20 protein-coding genes and 1 tRNA gene are annotated in these 20,805 nt (G+C 55.5%); 11 read left to right on the top strand and 10 right to left on the bottom strand.

What is annotated here, in order from left to right; genetic code table 11:
• Nucleotides 1–8: 8 nt before the first annotated feature.
• Both hemB and I6G83_RS15915 read right to left on the bottom strand, forming a co-directional pair.
• Entirely contained in the window at nt 9–977 is a 969-nt protein-coding gene (gene hemB, locus I6G83_RS15910; protein ID WP_171020719.1) for a porphobilinogen synthase, read from the bottom strand.
• A 193-nt stretch (nt 978–1,170) separates the two neighbouring features.
• Nucleotides 1,171–1,389 carry a hypothetical protein gene (locus I6G83_RS15915; RefSeq protein WP_015671910.1) on the bottom strand — a complete coding sequence of 73 codons (219 nt, stop codon included), beginning with the start codon at nt 1,387–1,389 and terminating at the stop codon, nt 1,171–1,173.
• A gap of 424 nt (nt 1,390–1,813) precedes the next feature.
• Here I6G83_RS15915 and I6G83_RS15920 point away from each other — a divergent pair, with 424 nt between their 5' ends.
• Complete coding sequence (locus tag I6G83_RS15920) at nt 1,814–2,041, top strand: hypothetical protein (RefSeq protein ID WP_054307399.1); 228 nt, start codon at nt 1,814–1,816, stop codon at nt 2,039–2,041.
• Between the two features lie 140 nt (nt 2,042–2,181).
• Here I6G83_RS15920 and proP read toward each other — a convergent pair whose 3' ends face one another.
• A complete protein-coding gene (gene proP, locus I6G83_RS15925) occupies nt 2,182–3,705 on the bottom strand; it encodes a glycine betaine/L-proline transporter ProP (RefSeq protein WP_015671912.1) in 1,524 nt (507 codons plus the stop codon).
• 361 nt (nt 3,706–4,066) lie between these two features.
• Here proP and I6G83_RS15930 point away from each other — a divergent pair, with 361 nt between their 5' ends.
• From I6G83_RS15930 to I6G83_RS23655, 5 genes are all read left to right on the top strand, one after another.
• A complete protein-coding gene (locus tag I6G83_RS15930; RefSeq protein WP_054307400.1) occupies nt 4,067–4,681 on the top strand; it encodes a hypothetical protein in 615 nt (204 codons plus the stop codon).
• 159 nt (nt 4,682–4,840) lie between these two features.
• A tRNA-OTHER gene (locus I6G83_RS15935) sits at nt 4,841–4,936 on the top strand.
• Between the two features lie 188 nt (nt 4,937–5,124).
• Nucleotides 5,125–5,424 (top strand): hypothetical protein, encoded by a 300-nt coding sequence (locus I6G83_RS15940; protein WP_015671914.1) that lies wholly within the window; start codon nt 5,125–5,127, stop codon nt 5,422–5,424.
• A 122-nt stretch (nt 5,425–5,546) separates the two neighbouring features.
• Nucleotides 5,547–6,050, top strand: coding sequence for a YlaC family protein (locus I6G83_RS15945; RefSeq protein WP_054307401.1), 504 nt, complete (start codon nt 5,547–5,549; stop codon nt 6,048–6,050).
• 69 nt (nt 6,051–6,119) lie between these two features.
• Entirely contained in the window at nt 6,120–6,251 is a 132-nt protein-coding gene (locus I6G83_RS23655; RefSeq protein ID WP_015671916.1) for a hypothetical protein, read from the top strand.
• 470 nt (nt 6,252–6,721) lie between these two features.
• On the opposite strand, the gene I6G83_RS15950 is transcribed toward I6G83_RS23655, so the two are convergent.
• The 3 genes from I6G83_RS15950 to mdoC all read right to left on the bottom strand — a co-directional run bounded on the left by I6G83_RS15950 (nt 6,722) and on the right by mdoC (nt 10,422).
• On the bottom strand, nt 6,722–8,443 hold the full coding sequence (locus I6G83_RS15950; RefSeq protein WP_054307402.1) for a potassium/proton antiporter: 1,722 nt from the start codon (nt 8,441–8,443) through the stop codon (nt 6,722–6,724).
• Nucleotides 8,444–8,722: 279 nt separating this feature from the next.
• Nucleotides 8,723–8,947, bottom strand: coding sequence for a hypothetical protein (locus tag I6G83_RS15955; protein ID WP_054307403.1), 225 nt, complete (start codon nt 8,945–8,947; stop codon nt 8,723–8,725).
• Nucleotides 8,948–9,288: 341 nt separating this feature from the next.
• Entirely contained in the window at nt 9,289–10,422 is a 1,134-nt protein-coding gene (gene mdoC, locus I6G83_RS15960; protein ID WP_054307404.1) for a glucans biosynthesis protein MdoC, read from the bottom strand.
• Nucleotides 10,423–10,681: 259 nt separating this feature from the next.
• On the opposite strand from mdoC, the gene I6G83_RS15965 reads away from it, so the two are divergent.
• The 3 genes from I6G83_RS15965 to I6G83_RS15975 all read left to right on the top strand — a co-directional run bounded on the left by I6G83_RS15965 (nt 10,682) and on the right by I6G83_RS15975 (nt 15,191).
• Complete coding sequence (locus I6G83_RS15965; protein ID WP_174545391.1) at nt 10,682–12,250, top strand: glucan biosynthesis protein G; 1,569 nt, start codon at nt 10,682–10,684, stop codon at nt 12,248–12,250.
• Nucleotides 12,243–14,804, top strand: a complete 2,562-nt coding sequence (gene mdoH / locus I6G83_RS15970; protein WP_054307406.1) for a glucans biosynthesis glucosyltransferase MdoH — start codon at nt 12,243–12,245, stop codon at nt 14,802–14,804. Before I6G83_RS15965 ends, mdoH begins: the two co-directional genes overlap by 8 nt.
• 189 nt (nt 14,805–14,993) lie before the next feature.
• Entirely contained in the window at nt 14,994–15,191 is a 198-nt protein-coding gene (locus I6G83_RS15975; RefSeq protein WP_051032622.1) for a YceK/YidQ family lipoprotein, read from the top strand.
• On the opposite strand, the gene I6G83_RS15980 is transcribed toward I6G83_RS15975, so the two are convergent.
• Genes I6G83_RS15980 through I6G83_RS15990 form a run of 3 tightly spaced genes read right to left on the bottom strand, consistent with a single transcriptional unit; the run spans nt 15,182 to nt 16,368 of the window.
• The gene (locus I6G83_RS15980) at nt 15,182–15,742 is read right to left on the bottom strand and encodes a GNAT family N-acetyltransferase (protein WP_054305538.1); all 561 of its coding nucleotides are present in this window, start codon (nt 15,740–15,742) and stop codon (nt 15,182–15,184) included. The genes I6G83_RS15975 and I6G83_RS15980 overlap by 10 nt on opposite strands.
• Before the next feature lie 38 nt (nt 15,743–15,780).
• Nucleotides 15,781–16,158, bottom strand: a complete 378-nt coding sequence (locus I6G83_RS15985; protein ID WP_054305541.1) for a MysB family protein — start codon at nt 16,156–16,158, stop codon at nt 15,781–15,783.
• Between the two features lie 12 nt (nt 16,159–16,170).
• Nucleotides 16,171–16,368 (bottom strand): hypothetical protein, encoded by a 198-nt coding sequence (locus I6G83_RS15990; protein ID WP_128144564.1) that lies wholly within the window; start codon nt 16,366–16,368, stop codon nt 16,171–16,173.
• Between the two features lie 272 nt (nt 16,369–16,640).
• Here I6G83_RS15990 and I6G83_RS15995 point away from each other — a divergent pair, with 272 nt between their 5' ends.
• Entirely contained in the window at nt 16,641–18,179 is a 1,539-nt protein-coding gene (locus tag I6G83_RS15995) for an aldehyde dehydrogenase family protein (protein WP_138111436.1), read from the top strand.
• Between the two features lie 176 nt (nt 18,180–18,355).
• Nucleotides 18,356–18,754: a VOC family protein gene (locus tag I6G83_RS16000; protein WP_054305536.1), complete on the top strand. Its 399-nt coding sequence runs from the start codon at nt 18,356–18,358 to the stop codon at nt 18,752–18,754.
• 46 nt (nt 18,755–18,800) lie between these two features.
• On the opposite strand, the gene I6G83_RS16005 is transcribed toward I6G83_RS16000, so the two are convergent.
• Entirely contained in the window at nt 18,801–20,360 is a 1,560-nt protein-coding gene (locus tag I6G83_RS16005) for a peptide MFS transporter (protein ID WP_054305535.1), read from the bottom strand.
• Nucleotides 20,361–20,805 lie beyond the last annotated feature (445 nt).

Genomic DNA, 20,805 nt, shown 5'->3' on the forward strand with positions numbered 1-20,805 from the left:
TGTCATACTTACAGGCCCTGCTGCGCCAAATCGGCGGCGAAGTAAGAGAAGATAAAGTCGGCGCCGGCACGTTTAATGGACGACAGCGACTCACGCACCACCTGGGCTTCATCGATCGCGCCCGCGGCGGCGGCGAATTTAATCATCGCGTACTCCCCACTGACCTGATAGGCCGCAACCGGCAGCGTGCTGGCATTGCGAATATCACGGATAACGTCCAGATAATAGCTGGCCGGTTTGACCATCAGCGCATCAGCACCTTCGGCTTCGTCAATCAGCGACTCGCGCAGCGCTTCCCGGCGGTTCATCGGGTTCATCTGGTAGGTTTTACGGTCGCCCTTCAGTTCGCTGCCGCCGGCCTCGCGGAACGGTCCGTACAGGGAGGAGGCGAACTTGGTGGAGTAGGAGATAATGCCGGTATTGCCGAAGCCGGCTGCGTCCAGCGCCTGACGGATGGCCTGCACCTGGCCGTCGGCTGCGGCAGACGGGGCGATAAAGTCCGCGCCGGCGTGCGCCGCGGCCACCGCCTGCTTCTGCAGGTTCAGCAGCGTGGCATCATTGTCGACGGTGTGATCGTGCACCACGCCGCAGTGCCCGTGGGTGGTGTATTCACAAAAACAGGTGTCTGACATCAGGATCATTTCCGGGACGGTATCTTTACAGATACGCGCCATACGTGACACCAGGCCATTTTCGTTCCAGGTATCGCTGCCGGTGTCATCTTTATGGTGAGACACCCCAAACGTCATGATGCTGCGGATACCGCTTTTAGCGTATTTCTCCAGCTCAAAAGCCAGTCTGGATTCAGGGATGCGTTTGATGCCCGGCAGCGCGTTCAGCTCCAGATATTCCGAGGTATCTTCCTCGACGAAGATGGGCAACACCAGGTCGGACAGTCGCAGTTCATCTTCCTGGAACAGGGAACGGCGCGCCTCGGAACTTCTCAGGCGGCGCAGGCGGGTTGGCAGGGAATTCATAATAACCTCTTCGTGAAGCGCTCTATCGCATGCAGGAAGCATGCGGTGATGATGGTGGGAAGGTAAATGAAGCGCTTCAATTATTCAAGTCAGGCCGCATTTTTTGACTGTTTCACACCGCTGTTGGGGCGCTATCGGGAGAGGAAGAGAAAAGGGAACAACGCCCCGTTCGGGGCGAAGGGATTAAAGAGGCTCAGAATGGGAAACTGGCCACTTTAGGCATGCTAGGATTGCCCATGGCAATGATGAAATTATCATTGTCTTTGATGATATTGGCGCCTTTTTCACGGCATATCATCGTCAGCTCCGAAACATCGTCAGCGCTGACCGCATAATCGAGCTTGATGCGTTTTGCTTTCCCTGTCGAGATGGCAACTTTAGCTTCTTTCTTGCTTTTAACGGTAATCGACATAATAACCTTTTATTTCATATTGTTAAAAGTAATGGTTTACCAAGTCGGCCGTAGCAAGCTAGCTTTCTGGATGGCCGGAGGCAAGATAAAATCGCTAATCCGCCAAAAAAACGTGAACCCCATCGCATTTATAATATTTAAAATGCGAAATATTGGCATGAAGGTTGCCGGCGTAATGGGAAAGCCTGACGGAATAATTAAAATCCAGCGTTTTTATTGTGGTTAAATATAACGACAAGGCTAATGGGTGCGAAAAATCTTAAACACAAATGACCGGGCTTTATAAGCTTGCCGTTTGCTAGGAAAACTCTTATTGTTCGACTAAGTGTGTGAAGTATCGCCCTTTGTTATCCTATTGTAATTGCTGGATAATACTGTCTACCCAGGATAGTTCAGCGGCGTTTGGTTTGAGAGAAATTTAATAATGGTTGATTACAGTTTGTACGGAATGCCGCAAGATAATGCACAAATCTACCGGGATAAGCTGATGGTTATTTACGGTGAAAGCGTGCTGCATTTGATTTCTTCACAGCGCACGGTAAATAAAGATAATATTATGAAGTATCTGGTGCGGGAAATTGAACGGCAGCCGGAAGATATTCAGAAATATTATCGCGTTGCTCTGGAGACCGTCGGGGTCCATGCGCGCTGAAGCAGAATAAATCGGGTAAGGAAAGATCGCCGGATGCTTTATTTTAACGCGCCGGCTGCGCCTATTTTTCGCTCTGACGAGACGTGACGACGGATGTAAAAAAACCACCCCATGATGGGGTGGTTTTTTATGGGCGTTAATCAGTCCAGCTTGGGATGCTGATCGATCAGCGCCTGTTTTCTTTTCTCCAGCGCTTTGATCTGCTCTTCCAGGTCGCCAATCTCATCGCTGATGTTTTCCACCTTCTGCTCGATATTATCGTAGGTTTCCTGCAGCAGCTCTTTGGCCTCGGAACGGTCCGAAGCGGCCGGCGTTGCGCCGCGCAGCGGCTTGTTGGCGGTTTCTTTCATATACAGGCCGGTCAGCAGGCCGATAACGGCCACCGCCATCAGGTAGTAGGCCGGCATATACAGATTACCGCTGGACTCTACCAGCCAGGCGGCAACGGTCGGCGTCGCGCCCGCCACCAGGACGGAGATGTTGAACGAAATGGCCAGCGCGCTGTAGCGGATATGCGTCGGGAACATGGCCGGCAAGGTTGAGGCCATCACCCCGGTAAAGGAGTTAAGCAGTACCGCCAGCACCAGCAGACCGACAAAAATCAGACCAATCACGTTACTGTTGATCAACATAAAGCAGGGGATAGCCAGTAACATCAGGCCAATACTGCCGCCGATAACAAACGGTTTACGGCCGATGCGGTCACTGGTCAGGCCGATCACCGGCTGGACAAACAGCATGCCGATCATGATGGCGATGATAATCAGGACGCCGTGGCTTTCTGAATAGTGCAGGTTATGCGACAGATAGCTCGGCATATAGGTCAGCAGCATGTAGTAGGTGACGTTGGTGGCGATAACCAGCCCCACGCATACCAACAGGCTGCGCCATTGTTTAGTGGCGATCTCTTTAAAGGAGGCGCGCGGCGGATTCTGCAGCGCATCGCGGTCGCCCTGTTCCATTTTGTCGACGTGCTGCTGGAACGCCGGGGTTTCTTCCAGCGCATGACGCAGGTACAGGCCGATGATGCCCAGCGGCGCCGCGAGGAAGAACGGCAGGCGCCAGCCCCAGTCGAGGAACTTGGCTTCACCGACGATGCTGGAAATCAGCACCACGACGCCGGCGCCGAGCACGAAACCGGCGATGGAGCCGAAATCGAGCCAGCTGCCCATAAAGCCGCGCTTGCGGTCCGGCGAATATTCGGCGACGAAGATGGCGGCACCGGAGTATTCACCGCCCACTGAGAAGCCCTGCGCCAGTTTGGCCAGCAGCAGCAGGATAGGCGCCCAGATGCCGATGCTGGCATAGGACGGGATCAGCCCGATACAGAAGGTGCTGATAGCCATAATAATGATGGTGACGGACAGGACCTTTTGCCGGCCGAATTTATCGCCCATAGCGCCAAAGAATACGCCGCCCAGCGGACGTACCAGGAACGGTACCGAGAAGGTCGCCAGCGCGGCGATCATCTGGACGCCGGGGGACGCGCCGGGGAAGAACACCTGGCCAAGCGCATAGGCGACAAAGCCGTAAACCCCGAAGTCAAACCATTCCATCGCGTTGCCCAGTGCGGCGGCGGTAATGGCTTTTTTCAGCTTGCTGTCGTCAATAATGGTTATGTCGTTAATATGTAGCGGTTTATGTCGTTTTTTTCTCAGCTTCATCGCATCATCCCTTAAATATTGAGTTGAACGTGAATCAACCGTTCTCGTTCACGTTTTTCTGCCCAGACATTAACTATTCTAATTTTAGTGTGCCGTTGGCACTTTGGAGCCCCTCAATCATTAAACTGATTACTTTGTTGAAATTTGACCTATTTCCCCATCAATATGTCACTTACGTGATTAATAAAAATTCATATATAGCTTAACGTTATATGTGACCGGGATCAAATCTAGCAATTTTATTTATCAATACGGACGTATAAATAATTACGGAAGATCGGCAGCAAGCGCATGAATAGCCAAGGTAAAAGAGGTTACGGCAGGTAACATGTGTCGCGTGAATATAATAACGGAAGTGACTATGCAGTACCGTACCAACCTCAATATTATTGTAAAAAAACTCGCTTTATTTCTGCTTTATTCAGCAACGCTGGCCGGGCTGTTGGGGCTGATTTTTGTTGATGTTTATTGGCTACATAACTTTGTCTATGAGATGTCGCTGACGGAGCTGATGCAGGAGATATTCCTTGCCGCCATTGCGGTAGGCTTCCTGGTTTCCGCCCGCCGTCATGCTGAGTATCGGGCTGCCAGGGTGTTGATTGGCGGCTTCTTTCTGTGCATGTTGATCCGCGAGCTGGATTTCGCCTTCGATTATCTGCATCACGGCGCCTGGGTGTGGTTTGCTCTGCTGACCACGCTGCTGTGTCTGGGCTATGCAGCGCGTCATGCGGCCTCGGCGCTGCATGGTCTGGCCCACTTCTTTAACCATCCGAGCTACGGCATGATGTGCGCCGGTTTGCTGTGCATTCTGGTGTTTTCCCGCCTGTTTGGCATGCACCTGTTGTGGGAAGGGTTGCTGCTGGATGGGTATAATCGGGTGGTAAAAAATATGGTGGAAGAGGGCTGTGAACTGGTCGGCTACGCTTTTTGCCTGTTTGCGACCTGCCAGTATCTGGCAAAACCCCGCCAGGCCTAGCGCCATTTGCGATAATTGCAGCTTTGATGATTGGTTAAGTGAATAGTTGTGCCAATAACGTCGTCTTGATGGGATTTATCTGTAAAATCATCCACTGCCAGTGATTTATCTTGTACCCATGGCGACATTATGGATAATGTCGCCAAAGCATAAGGGAGTGCGCTATTAACTCAGTTGGCAGAGTGATTGGTTTTAACATGCTTTAATTGGCTACAAAATTGATAGACGCGGGTTCGAGTCCTGCATAGCGCGCCAACTCCCCCGGCCTTGGTGGCCAGCGTAAAGCATGCCCGGGTTGATGTGCACTATCGACTCCTCGTTGGGATTTCCGGGTGTGCTTTACCCTGTTTACCGTCCACGCCGTCCGGCGTTTCTTTTCGCCTATCGATCCTTTGCTAGACTGTTATCAAGGCAGCCTTTCTGTCTGATAACCGGAGGTCGATATGTCTGAGTCCGCTCAACTGCAGGAACTGATGCAACGTATCGCCGCGCTCGAAGCGCGGGAGAAGGCGCTGACTGCGGAATCCAATGCCTATCAGGCGATCCTGACGACCCTGCTGGGCAATCTGGACAAATCGCTGCGTGATAATGTTATCGGCATGATCGATCGCGCCCACGAGATTGCCTATGCACGCGCCATTCAACGGGGTAATGCCGTGCAGCAAGACAGGATCAAACAGGCGGATGATGTTGCGCAGCGGATGTTTATGTTCGCCCAGGGCAAGGCCTCGCAGCCGCGCTAGCTCGGCTATAACAGTTGCCGGTTTTTAATTAGCTAACTGCTATACCCGGGGAAACTGTACTTGTGTTAGCGTGAAGGGTAACGATTGATAGCCATTTTGCTTTCAGGCTAAGGCAGTAACAGATGGACGCGATAAAAAACATTCTGGTGAAAGAGATTGAGCTGATCAACCAGCGGGAAGGGCGCGACGGCAAGCCGCGTTTTAACAGCGAATTTGCCCGCAATCACCGTTACCTGTGTCTGGCGATGTTCGCCGGCTATTTTGCCGTGATCGCCGTGATGTATCCGGTACCCTATCTGGGGCTTGGAGCGCTGCTTGGCTTTACCGCTTTTGTGCTGTTTATGTTCGCCATGCTGCTGATGGAGATCAAACCCGTTTATCGCTTTGAAGATATCGGCGTGCTGGACTTACGCGTCTGTTATAACGGCGAGTGGTACTTTACCCGCGCGCTGCCGTCTCAGGCGGTGGATGAGTTGCTGGCGGAACCGTCGATCAACCCGCAATTGAAGACGCGCGTTCGCGAGATTTTGGCCAATAAGGGCGAGATCGACTTCTACGACGTGTATGATTTGGCCTACGGCAAAAAGCTGCATACGCCTGCCGCATCGGTGGCGTTGGCCAACTAAGGGTTGCGTCGGCTCCGGGGTCGATTATACTCAGCGTTTGAGCCCGTAAAGAAGCATGAGGAAGTTGCAATGAGTGACGAGATTTTTGATTTTGATATTGACGCCGAACTCGCGAAAGCAGAAAAAAAAGCGGCGGAGAAGGCCAGTGAAGTGCCTGACATCCTTGAGGATGAAGCAGATTGCGAAGGCTGCAAAATTTAATCGCCATTGCCAATAAAAAAACCGCCGCGGCGGTTTTTTTATTGGCTGTGGTTCAGTCGAGGACAAACGCCCAGACCAGAAAACCAATCACTACGGCGAGGCAGAGCGCCGAAACGCTGAGCAACACCTTGCCTAAAATATCCTTGTCTTTCCCGTGCTGTGCCACGATAAATTATCCAACTATAAGTTTATGAACCAAATCGGCAACGCCCAGGTTCAAACCAACCAACGCTAATGCCAAGACCAGCATGGCAGAAACGAACTTTTTCCCGTTATTCACACGATACCTATCCTGTCGTTTTATCGTTCTTAGTGCGGAAGGGCGGACCGACCGCTCTTGATTAAGAACTTACTTACGGGCAGAAGTTCCCCGGCGCACTGGCCGGATGAGACAATAGGGGAAGAAGCAGGCTGATGATCAGGCTGGCAGGGCGGGCAGCGGTGGCGCATTCGCGCCACCGGCGAAAGGATTAATCGGCGTCGATTTTTACCCCGATCTTGCTGACGGCGTTGCCGTCCATTTCCGCGATGGTCCAGGTTAATCCGTCCCACTCCACCTGGTCGCCGACCACCGGCTCCCCGCCGAGCATCTGTATCACGAACTGGCCCAGCGTTTGCTGTTCATCGATATCATCCTGCAGATTCAGCCCGTAAACCTGAGAGATATCGCTGAGCCGCGCGTCCGACTGTAGGATAAAGTCGCCGAAGAAGCGTTCGTCCAGCGTAACGGCCGGCGCCTGGCTAAACAGTTTGCCCAGTGCCGGCAGATCATGCTCGTGGCCGATAACGCACAGAATGTCCTGTTCGCGCAGTCGCGTACTGCCGCTGGGGTGCAGCAGCTCTTTACCGCGGAACAGGGCGGCGATGCGGGTGCCCTGCGGCATTTTCAGCTCGCGCAGCGCGGCGCCGACGCACCAGTTTTCCGCCGAAAGCTGGTAAACGAACTGTTCCCACTGGTTTTCCGGGTGGATATCCAACCCGACGCGGGAGATAGGCGCCAGCGCCGGCGGCACCACCACCTTGGCTTTTTTCGCCGCCAGCGTCAGCGTGGTGCCCTGCAGCAGCAGCGAGACCAGGACGACGAAAAAGGCCACGTTGAAGAACAGATGCGCATTGGGCAGGCCGGCCATCATCGGGAATACCGCCAGAATCACCGGCACCGCGCCGCGCAGCCCCACCCAGGAAATAAAGATGCGCTCGCGCAGCGTGAAGTTGCGAAACGGCAGCAGGCCGATAAACACCGACACCGGGCGGGCAAACAGAATCATCCACAGCGAGAGCAGCAGCGCGGGGATGGCGATCGGCAGCAGGTTGCTCGGCGTCAGCAGCAGCCCCAGCACCAGGAACATGCCGATTTGGCTGAGCCAGGCCAGCCCGTCGAAGGTTTGCACAATGCCGTGCCGGTTGCGGATGGGGCGGTTGCCCAGCATCAGGCCGCACAGGTACACCGCCAGGATGCCGCTGCCGTTGAGCGCGGTCGTCAGGGCGAAAATCAGAATGCCGCCGCTGACGGCCAGCAGCGGGTACAGCCCCTCCGGCAATTTAATGCGGTTGATCAGCCCCAGCAGCAGCCAGCCGCCGCCGAGACCGAAGACGATACCCATGCCGAACTGTTGCAGCAGATGCAGCAGGAAGCTCCAGCTGATCATGGTCTCGCCGGCGGAAATCATGGCGATCAGGGTGATGGTGAGAAACACGGCCATGGGATCGTTACTGCCGGATTCAATTTCCAGCGTGGAGCCGACGCGTTCGTTAAGACCTTTCCCGCCAAGCAGTGAGAACACCGCGGCGGCATCGGTCGAGCCGATAATGGCGCCGATCAGCAATCCTTGAATCAGATCGATATTAAACAGCCAGGCGGCGGCCAGGCCGGTCAGGCCGGCGGTGATCACCACGCCGACGGTCGCCAGCGACAGCGCGGGCCATAGCGCCACGCGGAAGGAGCTGACGCGGGTGCGCATGCCGCCATCGAGCAGAATGACCGCCAACGCCAGGTTACTCACCAGATAGGCGACCGGATAATTGTCAAAAGGGATGCCGCCGAGGCCGTCAACGCCGGCCAGCATGCCAATTGCAAGGAAAATAACCAGAATAGGGATGCCGAGGCGTGAAGAGAATGAACTGAGCAGGATACTGGCTCCTACCAACACAGCGCCAATGATAAACAGGTTGTTGATGGTGCTGGCATCCAAAATAACGTTCTCCTTTGGCGGGGTATGGCGGTACGCGGCTGCGTGCGGCAGCTTAATGATAGCCTGTTTTCAGGGTAAAACGCTAAGGTTGATTGACGGCTGTCTGCGTATTATTGCTTTTTTTTAGTAAAAGCCGGCGTAATGCGTCAAAATTGTGGTTATTCGGCCTTTTATATAAATATATCAGATGATTGGAAAGCTAGGCTGCTAACAAACCATGCTGTGACGACCGAACCATTAAACCTGAGTCAGGTTTAATGGTTGGTGGCTAGTGCTGCATTAATGGTCGAGGGATTGCAGGGCGCGTTTGATTAACTCCGCCGCCAGCTTCCTTTCCGCTTCGGAAATGCCATCAAGATTGAAGTGAGACAGGTCGTGCACCAGTATGCTGCGATCCTTGCCGCTGATTGAGGCATCCAGCGCGGAGAGCAACCTGCCCAGAATTTTAAGTAATGTGGCATTGGCCGGTTCTGCATCCTGAGCAGGGGTGTTTTGGTCGGTCATTGAAAAATCCTCTCTGTCGTGACGGAAGGGAGATGCTGCTGGCGCCGTCTGCGGCGACAGCGCCTTCCCTTAGGGTTCAGTGAGCCCAATCGCTACCGTGAGGCAGGGATGTGGATTTCCATTACTGCGCGGCGACGTCCGCCGTTCACACGTTTACTGTGCCGCAATTATTATCCGGCCAGCGAGCAATGCGTGCTCTTCGGGCGACGATAGCTGCGAAAGTAAATTATATGCCGTTTAACGAATTTGGGGAGTGTGTGATTAGGCCGGGAAGAACATGGGGTAATAAACCCCATGTTTTTGTTGGAATAATGAGATGATTCTTGAAAACGTGCCCCGGTTTACTTCTGAGGCTTGCCGGAAAACAGAAAACGCAGCAGCGGTACACGCTTGTGCGCTTCATACAATATAAAGGCCAGCCCAAAGACAAATACCAGGCCAACGGCAAATCCCACAATATTATTGCTGATATAGGGCGTGACAAAGGCGCCGTATAGCAGCGTCAGCGGGTGGTGCACCAGATAGATAAATAATGAGGCGTTCACCAGATAGGTGATGCGTGGCGAATGGTAGTTGAGCAGCCGGTGGCCGCATGAAAACACCACGTTGGTCATCAGGATGCCCAATACGATCTTGATAAGGACTTCCACCTCAAACATCAGGTCGTTATGGGCCAGCAGCTTCTGGTTCAGCATATAGGCGATGAACAGCAGCAGCGCGCCCAGCGCCGCCTTGGGCGAGGGAGTCAGGAAAATCGCTTTTAGCCAGGCGTATTTGAAGGCGTAGGCGCCAAGGAGAAAGAACGGCAGGTAGAACAGCGTTTCCATCACCACAAAATTGAATAGCCCATTACCGAGCAGCTGCGGTGCGGTAATTAAAATAATACGGTGTGCCACCGAATAGGCTACCCCATAAATAAGAAAGCACAGTGAGATCTTTCCTAAACTATTCATGCTATTTATTGGGAACGGCGCAATCGGCGTTTTTATCGCCTTAATTTTTCTGAACAGGTAAAAACCGGCGCAGGTGAGCAGCGACAGCGTTAATAAAAACCATAAATGGGACACCAACTCCCAAACGGCAACGTTAATTTTCTGATAAAGGTCAAATCCGTCCCAGCCGTCCAGTTTATGCGTCGCGTATTTCAGCAGGAAAAACTGCGGCAGGGTAATGAGGGGGATGGAGCTTAACAGCGGGATTGCCACCCGCTCCAACCGCACCTTGAGCCAGCGTTTACGTTCATAACGCTGGTAAAGCATAAAGGAGAAGTAGCCGGAGATGATGAAGAACACCTGCATGCGAAATGCATGAATGACATCGTTCAGCACCGTCAGTGAAAACGACGGCGCAAGGCTATTGACTGACCAGGTATGGCTGGAGTAAATCAGAGAAAGATGAAAAGGGATGCCGAGCAACATTAAATATGCCCGGATAGAATCCAGGAAAAACTCGCGCTGGTTGTTTCCGTTAGTCATAAGATACCGCAGATAGTTTTTATTGAGGCTTCTTTAACCTGCTTATTAATCAAGCATGGGTTAAATCTCATTTCAGACCCTACTATATCACCCCGTAATTTTCCATAGCGTCTTGCGCGCGGGCTTGCTACGCTGGGCTTCGTCAGCTGCCTAAACTCTGAGCCGGAAACATGAACCAATCATTTATCATGTTGTCGGATAGCTGAATAATCCATTAATATGGATTTTAAATGATTTGAGCACACGAATAGGGGGGGATGTGCCAGTTAATATTTTATCCAGACAGCCACGCGCCGTGAGCGTTCGTTGGTTAGGTGCCACTGTGTTGTTCACGCTGTTCAGCTCGCAGGCGTGGGCCTTTACGCTCGATGATGTCGCCAAACAGGCGCAGGATTTGGCGGGCAAGCGTTTTGAAGCGCCGAAGAGCAACCTTCCTTCTCAGTTCCGCGACATGAAGTTTGCGGACTACCAGCAGATCCAGTTCAATCACGATAAAGCCTATTGGAACAAGCTGAAAACCCCGTTCAAGCTTGAGTTTTATCATCAGGGCATGTACTTCGACACGCCGGTGAAAATCAACGAAGTCACCGCGACCACGGTCAAACAGATCAAATATAGTCCCGATTACTTCAACTTCGGCTCGGTGAAACACGATCCTGAGTCGGTGAAAAATCTGGGCTTTGCCGGTTTCAAAGTGCTGTATCCGATCAATCGTGCGGATAAGAACGACGAAATCATGAGCATGCTGGGCGCCAGCTATTTCCGCGTGGTGGGTAAAGATCAGGTGTATGGTCTGTCTGCACGCGGCCTGGCGATCGACACCGCGCTGCCTTCCGGTGAAGAGTTCCCGCGCTTCCGCGAATACTGGATCGAACGGCCTAAGCCGGGCGACAAACACCTGGTGATTTACACGCTGCTGGATTCGCCGCGCGCCACCGGCGCCTACCGTTTTGTGGTCTATCCGGGCCGCGACACCGTCGTGGACGTACAGTCCAAGGTGTTCCTGCGTGACAAAGTGGGCAAACTGGGCATTGCACCGTTAACCAGCATGTTCCTGTTCGGGCCGAACCAGCCGTCGCCGACGATGAACTACCGTCCGGCGCTGCATGATTCCAACGGTCTGTCCATCCACGCCGGCAACGGCGAATGGATCTGGCGTCCGCTGAACAATCCGAAGCACCTGTCCGTCAGCACCTATACCGTTGAACATCCGAAAGGGTTTGGCCTGCTGCAACGCGGTCGTAACTTCAAGGATTATGAAGATCTGGACGATCGTTACGATCAGCGTCCGAGCGGCTGGATCGAACCGCGCGGCGACTGGGGCAAAGGTAAGGTTGAGCTGGTGGAGATCCCGACCGCCGATGAAACCAACGACAATATCGTTGCGTTCTGGACGCCGGACGTACTGCCGGATGCCAAAACGCCGCTGGCGCTGAATTATCGTCTGCACTTCACCCGTGATGAGGACAAGCTGCATTCACAGGATATTGCCTATGTGAGCCAGACCATGCGCTCCACCGGCGATGTGAAGCAGTCCAACCTGATTCGTGAGCCGGACGGCAGCGTTGCTTTCCTGGTGGACTTCGTCGGTCCGGTCCTGAAAGGCCTGGATGAGAAGGCGCCGGTGGCTTCACAGGTCAGCGTCGGTGATAACGGCGAAATGGTGGAAAACAACGTTCGCTATAACCCAGTGACTAAAGGCTGGCGTCTGACGCTGCGTGTGAAAGTGAAAGACGACAAGAAACCTGTAGAAATGCGTGCAGCACTGGTTAATGGTGATAAGACCCTGTCGGAAACCTGGAGCTATCAGCTACCTGCCAATGAATAAGTCTACTCAAACTGCCCAGGATTATCTTGCGGCAATGCCTCTGACCGCTGAGCGGTCGGAGGCGCTCAATCAGCAACTGGCCGCCGATGGCGGCCAGTCTTTGCAAGCGCTGCACCGCCAGATGGGTGCTGAAGACGCCAACGTCGCCACGCTGTCGGAAGACGATATCGCGCTGGCCTCGGTGAAAAGCCGCATTGAAAACGCCTGGCCGGACGCGGTTGACGACGAAAACTTTGATACCGATGCGGAAGGGCGCGCGATTCTGAAAGCAACGCCGCCGATCAAACGCACCAGCATGTTCCCCGAAGCCTGGCGCACCAACCCGGTGGCGCGCTTTTGGGACTCGCTGCTCGGCCGCTCGCCGCACAATCGCCACGCCAGCAAAGAAGAGGCCGATGCGGAAAACCGCTGGCGTCTCGCAGGCTCGATGCGTCGCTATGTCTTGCTGGTGCTGATGCTGGTGCAGACCGGCATCGCCACCTGGTATATGAAAACCATCCTGCCGTATCAGGGCTGGGCGCTGATCGATCCTATCGCCATGCTCGACCAGGACCTGATGCAGTCGGTGCTGCAACTGCTGCCATACGTGCTGCAAACCGGCATCCTGATTCTGTTCGCCATTTTGTTCTGCTGGGTATCGGCGGGCTTCTGGACGGCGCTGATGGGCTTCCTGCAGCTGCTGATCGGCAAGGATAAATACAGTATCTCCTCCACCATCAAGGGGGATGAGCCGATCAATCCGGCGCACCGCACCGCGCTGATTATGCCGATCTGTAATGAAGACGTTGAACGCGTTTTCGCCGGCCTGCGCGCGACTTATGAGTCGGTCAAGGCGACCGGGCAGCTGGATCACTTCGATATTTACGTATTGAGCGACAGCTACGATCCCGATATCTGCGTAGCGGAACAGAAAGCCTGGATGGAACTGTGCCGCGACGTGGACGGCCACGGACGTATTTTCTACCGTCGTCGTCGCCGCCGCGTGAAGCGTAAAAGCGGCAATATCGATGATTTCTGCCGTCGCTGGGGCGGTGACTACAGCTATATGGTGATTCTGGACGCGGACAGCGTGATGAGCGGCGAGTGTCTCACCGGGCTGGTGCGCCTGATGGAGGCCAACCCGAACGCCGGTATCATTCAGTCGGCGCCGAAGGCCTCCGGGATGGATACGCTGTATGCGCGCGTTCAGCAGTTTGCGACGCGCGTCTACGGGCCGCTGTTTACCGCCGGTCTGCACTTCTGGCAGCTGGGCGAATCCCACTACTGGGGTCACAATGCGATCATCCGCGTCAAGCCGTTTATCGAGCACTGCGCGCTGGCGCCGCTGCCGGGTGAAGGCTCGTTCGCCGGGTCGATCCTGTCCCATGACTTCGTCGAAGCTGCGCTGATGCGCCGTGCCGGCTGGGGCGTGTGGATCGCCTACGACCTGCCGGGCAGTTATGAAGAGCTGCCGCCGAACCTGCTGGATGAGCTGAAGCGCGACCGCCGCTGGTGTCACGGCAACCTGATGAACTTCCGCCTGTTCCTGGTGAAGGGCATGCACCCGGTGCACCGCGCGGTGTTCCTGACCGGTGTGATGTCCTACCTGTCCGCACCGCTGTGGTTTATGTTCCTGGCCCTGTCGACGGCGCTGCAGGTGGTGCATACGCTGATGGAGCCGCAGTACTTCCTGCAGCCGAGGCAGCTGTTCCCGGTATGGCCGCAGTGGCGTCCGGAGTTGGCGATAGCGCTGTTCTCCACCACGCTGGTGCTGCTGTTCTTGCCGAAGCTGCTCAGCGTGATCCTGATCTGGGCGAAAGGCGCGAAGGAGTACGGCGGCGCGTTCCGCCTGCTGATCTCGATGCTGATGGAAATGCTGTTCTCGGTGCTGCTGGCGCCGGTGCGCATGCTGTTCCATACCGTGTTTGTGGTCAGCGCGTTCCTCGGCTGGGAAGTGGTGTGGAATTCGCCGCAGCGTGACGACGACGATACGCCGTGGGGCGAAGCGTTCAAACGTCACGGCTCGCAAATGCTGCTGGGGCTGGTATGGGCCGGCGGCATGGCGTGGCTGGACCTGCGCTTCCTGTGGTGGCTGGCGCCGATCGTGTTCTCGCTGATTCTGTCGCCGTTCGTGTCGGTGCTCTCCAGCCGCGCGACGCTCGGCCTGAAAAGCAAGCGCGCCAAGCTGTTCCTGATCCCGGAAGAGTATTCGCCGCCGAAAGTGCTGGTGGCGACCGAAGAGTACCTGCAGCAGAACCGCAACCGTGCGCTGCGTAACGGCTTTATGCATGCGGTGGTGAATCCGTCCTTCAACGCGCTGGCGACGGCGATGGCGACGGCGCGTCACCATCTGCGCGCGGCAATTGAGCGCGCGCGTGAAGAGCGGGTCAACGAGGCGATGCAGGTCGGCCCGGAAAAACTGGAAAAACTGAAGCGCCTTGAGCTGCTCAGCGATCCGGTGGCGCTGTCCCGTCTGCATCAGCGCGTCTGGCAGCAGCCGGAAGGTGAAGGCTGGCGGGCGCATTATCAGCAGCTGCCGCATAATGCGCAGGCTCACCCGGCCGGCCAGCGCTAAGCGTTGGTTTGCCTACCTGACGAAAGGACGCGTTGTTACGCGTCCTTTTTTATTGCCCCTTACACTATGCTGACATTCCGTACGCCGGGCGTCATGTTACACTGCGCGTCGGTATTATCCGGCGACAGATAGGTTAAGAGAGTGAAAACAGGTTTCTTGCTGCGGGCGGCGCTGTTAACGCTGGGCGTTATGACGCTGTCCGGCTGCGGCAGTATTATCAGCCGGACAGTGCCCGGCGCCGGCCATGGCCATCAATATTATCCGGGCGTACAGTGGGACCTGCGTGACACGCCCTGGCGCTATCTGACGGTGATTGACGTGCCGCTGTCGATGGTGGTGGATACCTTTATGCTGCCGTTTGATGCGCGGCACGGGCCTTATGAGTAGCCGGCGTTGCGGGTGGCGAACGCCAGCAGGTAATAGCGCTTGCCCCGGCAGCTAAACGTTGTCACCGTCGTCATGCCCAGCCCTTGCTGATGGGCGGCGAGCGAGTGCGGGTTAGCGTCGTCAATAAAGAGAATCCCCAGATCGTACGATGCGCGCGTATGCGCCTTGACCGCCGCGAACAGCTGTTTCAGCACCCCTTTACCGCGCCAGCGTTGGGCCAGGCAGACCGGGCCGTAGAGAAAGTAGCGCTGCTGATTAATCGGCCGGCCGTCAAAGCGCAGCGGCTCCAGCGTCGCCAGCATGGCGTCAACCACCTCAGGGCGAGGCTGTACGTTGGCCTGCGTCAGGCAGACAAAGCCGGCCAGCTCTCCTTCCGCTTCCGCCACCAGAATCCCGAGCGCCGCATTGATACGCGCCAGCTGGGCCTCATCCATTGTCGAGACGATAAATCCTTGCCGCCGCTGTTCGGCGCTGAGGTGCTCCGGCACGTTTTGCGCCTGCAGCGCCAGAATAGCGGGGTAATCGGCGGACTGCGCCGGCCTGATGATCATGGTCGCTCCTTCCATTTTGTCGCGGCCGCTGAGGGTATCTAACGGTCATCATCCCATTCGTCGGCCGCGGTTTTGCCTTCTTCGGTATCCAGCGGCGGTTCCAGCTGGAAATCGTCTTCATCCCATTCATACAGGGTATTTTCGTCCAGCCACTCTTCGCGGATCTCTATCTCGTCATAGTCGCCGGCAAAAATCGCCTGGGCGGCGGCGCCGCTGCGCAGCGTCAGACACTCTACCGACTCGCCTTCTTCGGCAAAGAACTCCGCCTGCCATAGGATATCACCATCCAGCATCACGTATTTTTGCAAATTGAACTGTTGCGGCGCCGGCGGTTCGCTATCGTCCTCCTCGGCGGACTCGATAAAGGCTTCGCGCGCTGCTTCAATCGCTTCTTCCAGTGTGTCATACAGGTCCATAATCATCTCCGGTCACAGTGCGGTGGAACGGCGGGCTTCAGGGCAGGAATACCCTGAAGCAGGATGACAAACGTCAAAATTAATTGTTGTCGCCGCCGCGCAGGATGCAAATTTTTTATGCATTATTTTTACGCTGCCGGTGACGGCGCCATATCGCAGCGGAATCAGGCTGACGATGGCCGAAATAACGCGCCGTTGAGAATTAATCATTAGTTCTTTGAATGCGCAGTGATATAACACAATTAAACGCGGCGCATTAACATGATGATTCTTAATTAAATTAAACCAATAAATAGAATTATCTTAATGGTTCGCGCTGTTTAGCGGGTAAATGGTGAGATTTTCCAGATAAATGCCTTTCTGGCCCGTATTTATTTACCTGAGCATATTAGTCTGGTAACAATAGCGCCGGCTTTCCTGTTTTTTGTTAATGCCAAGGAATAAACGTTCCGGGATTTCGCCCGGCTCTGGCTATTTGGATAATGATAACCACAAAGAGGATAAAATGGATGACAAAAAATAACATCACGCCCGGTTTTGAGCTGAAAAAACGCTATGACAACTTTATCGGCGGCCAGTGGGTGGCGCCCAGCGGCGGCGAGTATTTTACCAACCTGACGCCGGTCACCGGACGGCCGCTGTGCGAGGTGGCGAGTTCGGATACGCGGGATGTGGATCTGGCGCTGGATGCCGCGCATCAGGCAAAAACAGGCTGGGCGAAAACCTCGGTGGCGCAGCGTGCGGCGTTGCTTAACGCCATCGCCGACCGGATGGAGGCTAACCTGCCGCTGCTGGCCGCGGCGGAAAGCTGGGATAACGGCAAGGCGCTGCGTGAGACCCAAGGGGCCGACGTGCCGCTGGCGCTGGATCACTTCCGTTATTTTGCCGCCTGTATCCGCGCCCAGGAAGGGAGCATCAGCGATATTGAATCGGAGCTGGTCGCCTACCATTACCATGAGCCGCTGGGCGTGGTCGGACAGATTATTCCGTGGAACTTCCCGCTGCTGATGGCCTGTTGGAAACTGGCGCCGGCGCTGGCGGCGGGCAACTGCGTGGTATTGAAACCGGCCAAGCTGACGCCGCTGTCCGTGCTGGTGCTGATGGAGATTATCCAGGATATTCTGCCGCCGGGGGTGGTGAACGTGGTCAACGGCTCCGGGGCCAAGATTGGCGAATACCTGGCCACTTCGCCGCGGATCGCCAAGGTGGCGTTCACCGGTTCGACGGAAGTGGGGCAGCAGATTATGAGCTATGCCGCGCAGAACGTGATTCCGGTGACGCTGGAGCTGGGCGGCAAGTCGCCCAATATCTTCTTTGCCGACGTGATGGATAAAGATGACGCCTTCTTTGATAAGGCGCTGGAAGGGTTTGCCCTGTTCGCCTTTAATCAGGGGCAGGTCTGTACCTGCCCGAGTCGCGCGCTGATTCAGGAATCCATTTACGAGCGCTTTATCGACAGGGCGCTGGAGCGCGTGGCGAAGATCCGGCGCGGCAGCCCGCTGGATATGGCGACGCAGATGGGGGCGCAGGTTTCTGCTGACCAGCTGCAAACCATCATGGACTACATTGAAATCGGTAAGCGCGAGGGCGCGGAGGTGCTGATTGGCGGCAACCGCGTCGATCTGGGCGGTGAGCTGAGCAACGGCTACTACCTGGAGCCGACGGTGTTGTTCGGGCGCAATCATATGCGCGTCTTCCAGGAAGAGATCTTTGGCCCGGTGCTGGCGGTAACTACCTTCAAAGATGCGGACGAAGCGCTGGCCATTGCCAACGATACGCCGTTTGGCCTGGGCGCCGGCGTCTGGAGCCGCAACGGCTCGCTGGCCTATAAAATGGGCCGCGGCATTCAGGCCGGCCGGGTCTGGACCAACTGTTACCACGCCTATCCGGCCCATGCCGCCTTTGGCGGTTATAAGCTGTCGGGCATCGGCCGTGAGACGCATAAAATGATGCTGGAGCACTACCAGCAAACCAAGTGTCTGTTGGTCAGCTACTCCGATAAGGCGCAGGGACTGTTTTAATCCGCCGGACGTGTGATAAGACCGGATACCGCCGTCGCTGACGGCGGTATTTTTTGTCCGGGATTGGTGCCGCTCGTTGCTGGCAAACAGCACGCAACTCTCTGAATCAATGCCGTCTGTTAACTATTCTTGCTGAGGATAATTAGGCCGACAACGGATAATGAGGAGGAGGCGCCATGCTGCCAAAAAATGCCGTGCTGCGCATTGCACGGCCGACCGATCGGTTACAGGTCATTGCGGCCATGTATTGCGATGGTCTGGGCTTTAGCCGATTGGGCGAGTTTTACGATCATCAGGGATTTGACGGCGTAATGCTGGGACATCCGCATCATGCTTATCATCTGGAATTTACCCACCATCGCGGCGCAACGGCGGGGCATGCGCCAAGCCGGGATAACCTGCTGGTGTTTTACCTGCCGGATGAGGCGGAGTGGCAGGCCCAGTGCCGTCAGATGCTGACTGCGGGCTTTCAACGGGTGGCCGCCTACAATCCGTACTGGGATGTCAACGGCCAGACTTTTGCCGATCCGGATGGTTATCACGTTGTGCTGCAGCGGCAGCAGTGGCAGGCATAAAAAAACCGGCGCGGAGTGCGCCGGTTGGTGTGACAGCTCAGGTCGTTCAGACGCTGGTGGCCGGTGTCTGCTCCGTGCTGGTTTGGGTCTTGGTATTGGCCAGCATGCGGCGAATCGGCACAATCAGCAGGGTCAGCACCGCGGCGCAAATCAGCAGCGCGATGGAACAGCGGGCAAACAGCTCCGGCAGCGAGTCCAGCTGATCCGCCTTCACGTGGCCGCCGATCAGGCCGGCCGCCAGGTTGCCGAGCGCGCTGGCGCAGAACCACAGCCCCATCATCTGCCCGCGCATTCTTTCCGGCGCCAGCAGCGTCATGGTCGCCAGCCCGATAGGGCTCAGGCACAGCTCTCCCAGCGTCAGCATCAGAATACTGGCAACCAGCCACAGCGGTGATACGCCGGCGCCGTCGTTGTTCAGCACGTGCTGGGCGGCCATCATCATCAGTCCGAAACCGGCGGCGGCAAACAGAATGCCAATCACAAATTTCGTGATGCTGCTCAGCTGCACCTGCTTGCGCGCCAGAGCCGGCCACAGCCAGCTGAATACCGGCGCCAGCAGGATAATAAACAGCGCATTGACGGACTGGAACCAGACCGCCGGAATTTCAAAGCCGCCGATCATACGGTTGGTGTAGTCATTGGCGAACAGGTTGAATGAGGTTGGCTTCTGCTCGAAGGCCGACCAGAAAAAGGCGGCGGAAATTAGCAGAATAAAGCATACCAGCAGGCGGGCGCGCTCTTTGCGGTTTAAACCGGCGAAGGCGAACAGATAGATAAAATAGAGCGTTACCGAGGCGGCGATAACATAAACCAGCATACTGGCGACGGCCACCGGATTAATCACGATCGTCCCGTTGGCGATCAGCACGGTCAGCGCCACGATAACCAGCGCGATGGCGCCCAGCCAGGCGCCGACGCCGTTTTTCTTCACAACGGGGCTGTTCCAGGTGGAGTCCAGGCCCACCTCCTTGTCGTAGCGTTTCATTGACGGTACGGCGAAGATGCGGAAGATCAGCAGCGCCACCAGCATACCGATACCGCCGATGCCAAAGCCCCAGTGCCAGCCGTGAGATTTGATCAACCAGCCGGAAATCAGCGGTGCGATAAATGAGCCCATATTGATGCCCATATAGAACAGCGAGAAACCGCCGTCGCGGCGGGTATCGCCTTTCTTGTACAGCGTACCGACCATCACCGAGATACAGGTTTTGAACAGCCCGGAGCCCAGCACGATCAGCATCAGGCCGATAAAGAACAGCGGGTTGCCCATGATGGCGGACAGAGCGATCGACAGGTGGCCGAGGGCGATCAGAATCGAACCGTACCAGACGGCTTTACGCTGCCCCAGCCAGTGGTCGGCCAGCCAGCCGCCGGGCAGGGCGGCCAGATACATGCTGCCGGCAAAGATGCCGACGATAGCCGACGCATTCTCGCGCGCCAGCCCCATCCCGCCCTCATAAACCGTGGCGGCCATAAACAGGATCAGCAGCGGACGAATGCCATAAAACGAGAAGCGCTCCCACATTTCGGTGAAGAACAGTGAGCCGAGCGGATAAGGGTGGCCGAAAAAGGTCCGGCTTTCTTGGTTATTACTAGAGGATTGCATAACGTATTCCCAATGAAGTCTGCCGATTGCATCGGCTTATTGTGTGGTATGTATATGTTGTTAAGCGTGATAATCCCGTAAAAGCGGATTACCGGACAAAACCGCGGTCGCAACGCCCGTATGCCGTGGAAAGCATCGCGAACCTTTCTTCACTTAGCCGGGTGCAGGCACTCAGCGTGATATTATTTAGCCATTTGATAATCGGCCGTTGGTTTTGTCTAGTACCTATATCCCATTTATTAGATGAAAAGTCGACAAACATCTACTTTTTTAGTTTTTATGTTGGAAAAACGCGAAATATGATTGACAGCGTCTTTATGGCGCTGGGATTTTAATTGTTGACTATAAACAATAAGATAGGGTGTTTTTGGCGTATTTGCTATGGTGCGCGGCGGCGAAACACAGCGCATAACAAAAGTGGGGGAAATGGCGGCTAACGGGAAAA

It is taken from the genome of Serratia rubidaea, assembly GCF_016026735.1.
In the GTDB taxonomy this organism is placed as follows: domain Bacteria; phylum Pseudomonadota; class Gammaproteobacteria; order Enterobacterales; family Enterobacteriaceae; genus Serratia_B; species Serratia_B rubidaea.

What these genes read in the sequence shown, in the direction of transcription:
- I6G83_RS15975 (WP_051032622.1), top strand. Translation starts at nt 14,994, where the DNA reads ATGACGCTGTCCGGCTGCGGCAGTATTATCAGCCGGACAGTGCCCGGC.
- I6G83_RS15920 (WP_054307399.1), top strand. Translation starts at nt 1,814, where the DNA reads ATGGTTGATTACAGTTTGTACGGAATGCCGCAAGATAATGCACAAATC.
- hemB (WP_171020719.1), bottom strand. Translation starts at nt 977, where the DNA reads ATGAATTCCCTGCCAACCCGCCTGCGCCGCCTGAGAAGTTCCGAGGCG.
- I6G83_RS15985 (WP_054305541.1), bottom strand. Translation starts at nt 16,158, where the DNA reads ATGGACCTGTATGACACACTGGAAGAAGCGATTGAAGCAGCGCGCGAA.
- proP (WP_015671912.1), bottom strand. Translation starts at nt 3,705, where the DNA reads ATGAAGCTGAGAAAAAAACGACATAAACCGCTACATATTAACGACATA.
- I6G83_RS15955 (WP_054307403.1), bottom strand. Translation starts at nt 8,947, where the DNA reads ATGACCGACCAAAACACCCCTGCTCAGGATGCAGAACCGGCCAATGCC.
- mdoH (WP_054307406.1), top strand. Translation starts at nt 12,243, where the DNA reads ATGAATAAGTCTACTCAAACTGCCCAGGATTATCTTGCGGCAATGCCT.
- I6G83_RS15940 (WP_015671914.1), top strand. Translation starts at nt 5,125, where the DNA reads ATGTCTGAGTCCGCTCAACTGCAGGAACTGATGCAACGTATCGCCGCG.
- I6G83_RS15945 (WP_054307401.1), top strand. Translation starts at nt 5,547, where the DNA reads ATGGACGCGATAAAAAACATTCTGGTGAAAGAGATTGAGCTGATCAAC.
- I6G83_RS16000 (WP_054305536.1), top strand. Translation starts at nt 18,356, where the DNA reads ATGCTGCCAAAAAATGCCGTGCTGCGCATTGCACGGCCGACCGATCGG.
- I6G83_RS15915 (WP_015671910.1), bottom strand. Translation starts at nt 1,389, where the DNA reads ATGTCGATTACCGTTAAAAGCAAGAAAGAAGCTAAAGTTGCCATCTCG.
- I6G83_RS15980 (WP_054305538.1), bottom strand. Translation starts at nt 15,742, where the DNA reads ATGATCATCAGGCCGGCGCAGTCCGCCGATTACCCCGCTATTCTGGCG.
- I6G83_RS15930 (WP_054307400.1), top strand. Translation starts at nt 4,067, where the DNA reads ATGCAGTACCGTACCAACCTCAATATTATTGTAAAAAAACTCGCTTTA.
- I6G83_RS16005 (WP_054305535.1), bottom strand. Translation starts at nt 20,360, where the DNA reads ATGCAATCCTCTAGTAATAACCAAGAAAGCCGGACCTTTTTCGGCCAC.
- I6G83_RS15990 (WP_128144564.1), bottom strand. Translation starts at nt 16,368, where the DNA reads ATGATTAATTCTCAACGGCGCGTTATTTCGGCCATCGTCAGCCTGATT.
- mdoC (WP_054307404.1), bottom strand. Translation starts at nt 10,422, where the DNA reads ATGACTAACGGAAACAACCAGCGCGAGTTTTTCCTGGATTCTATCCGG.
- I6G83_RS15995 (WP_138111436.1), top strand. Translation starts at nt 16,641, where the DNA reads ATGATAACCACAAAGAGGATAAAATGGATGACAAAAAATAACATCACG.
- I6G83_RS23655 (WP_015671916.1), top strand. Translation starts at nt 6,120, where the DNA reads ATGAGTGACGAGATTTTTGATTTTGATATTGACGCCGAACTCGCGAAA.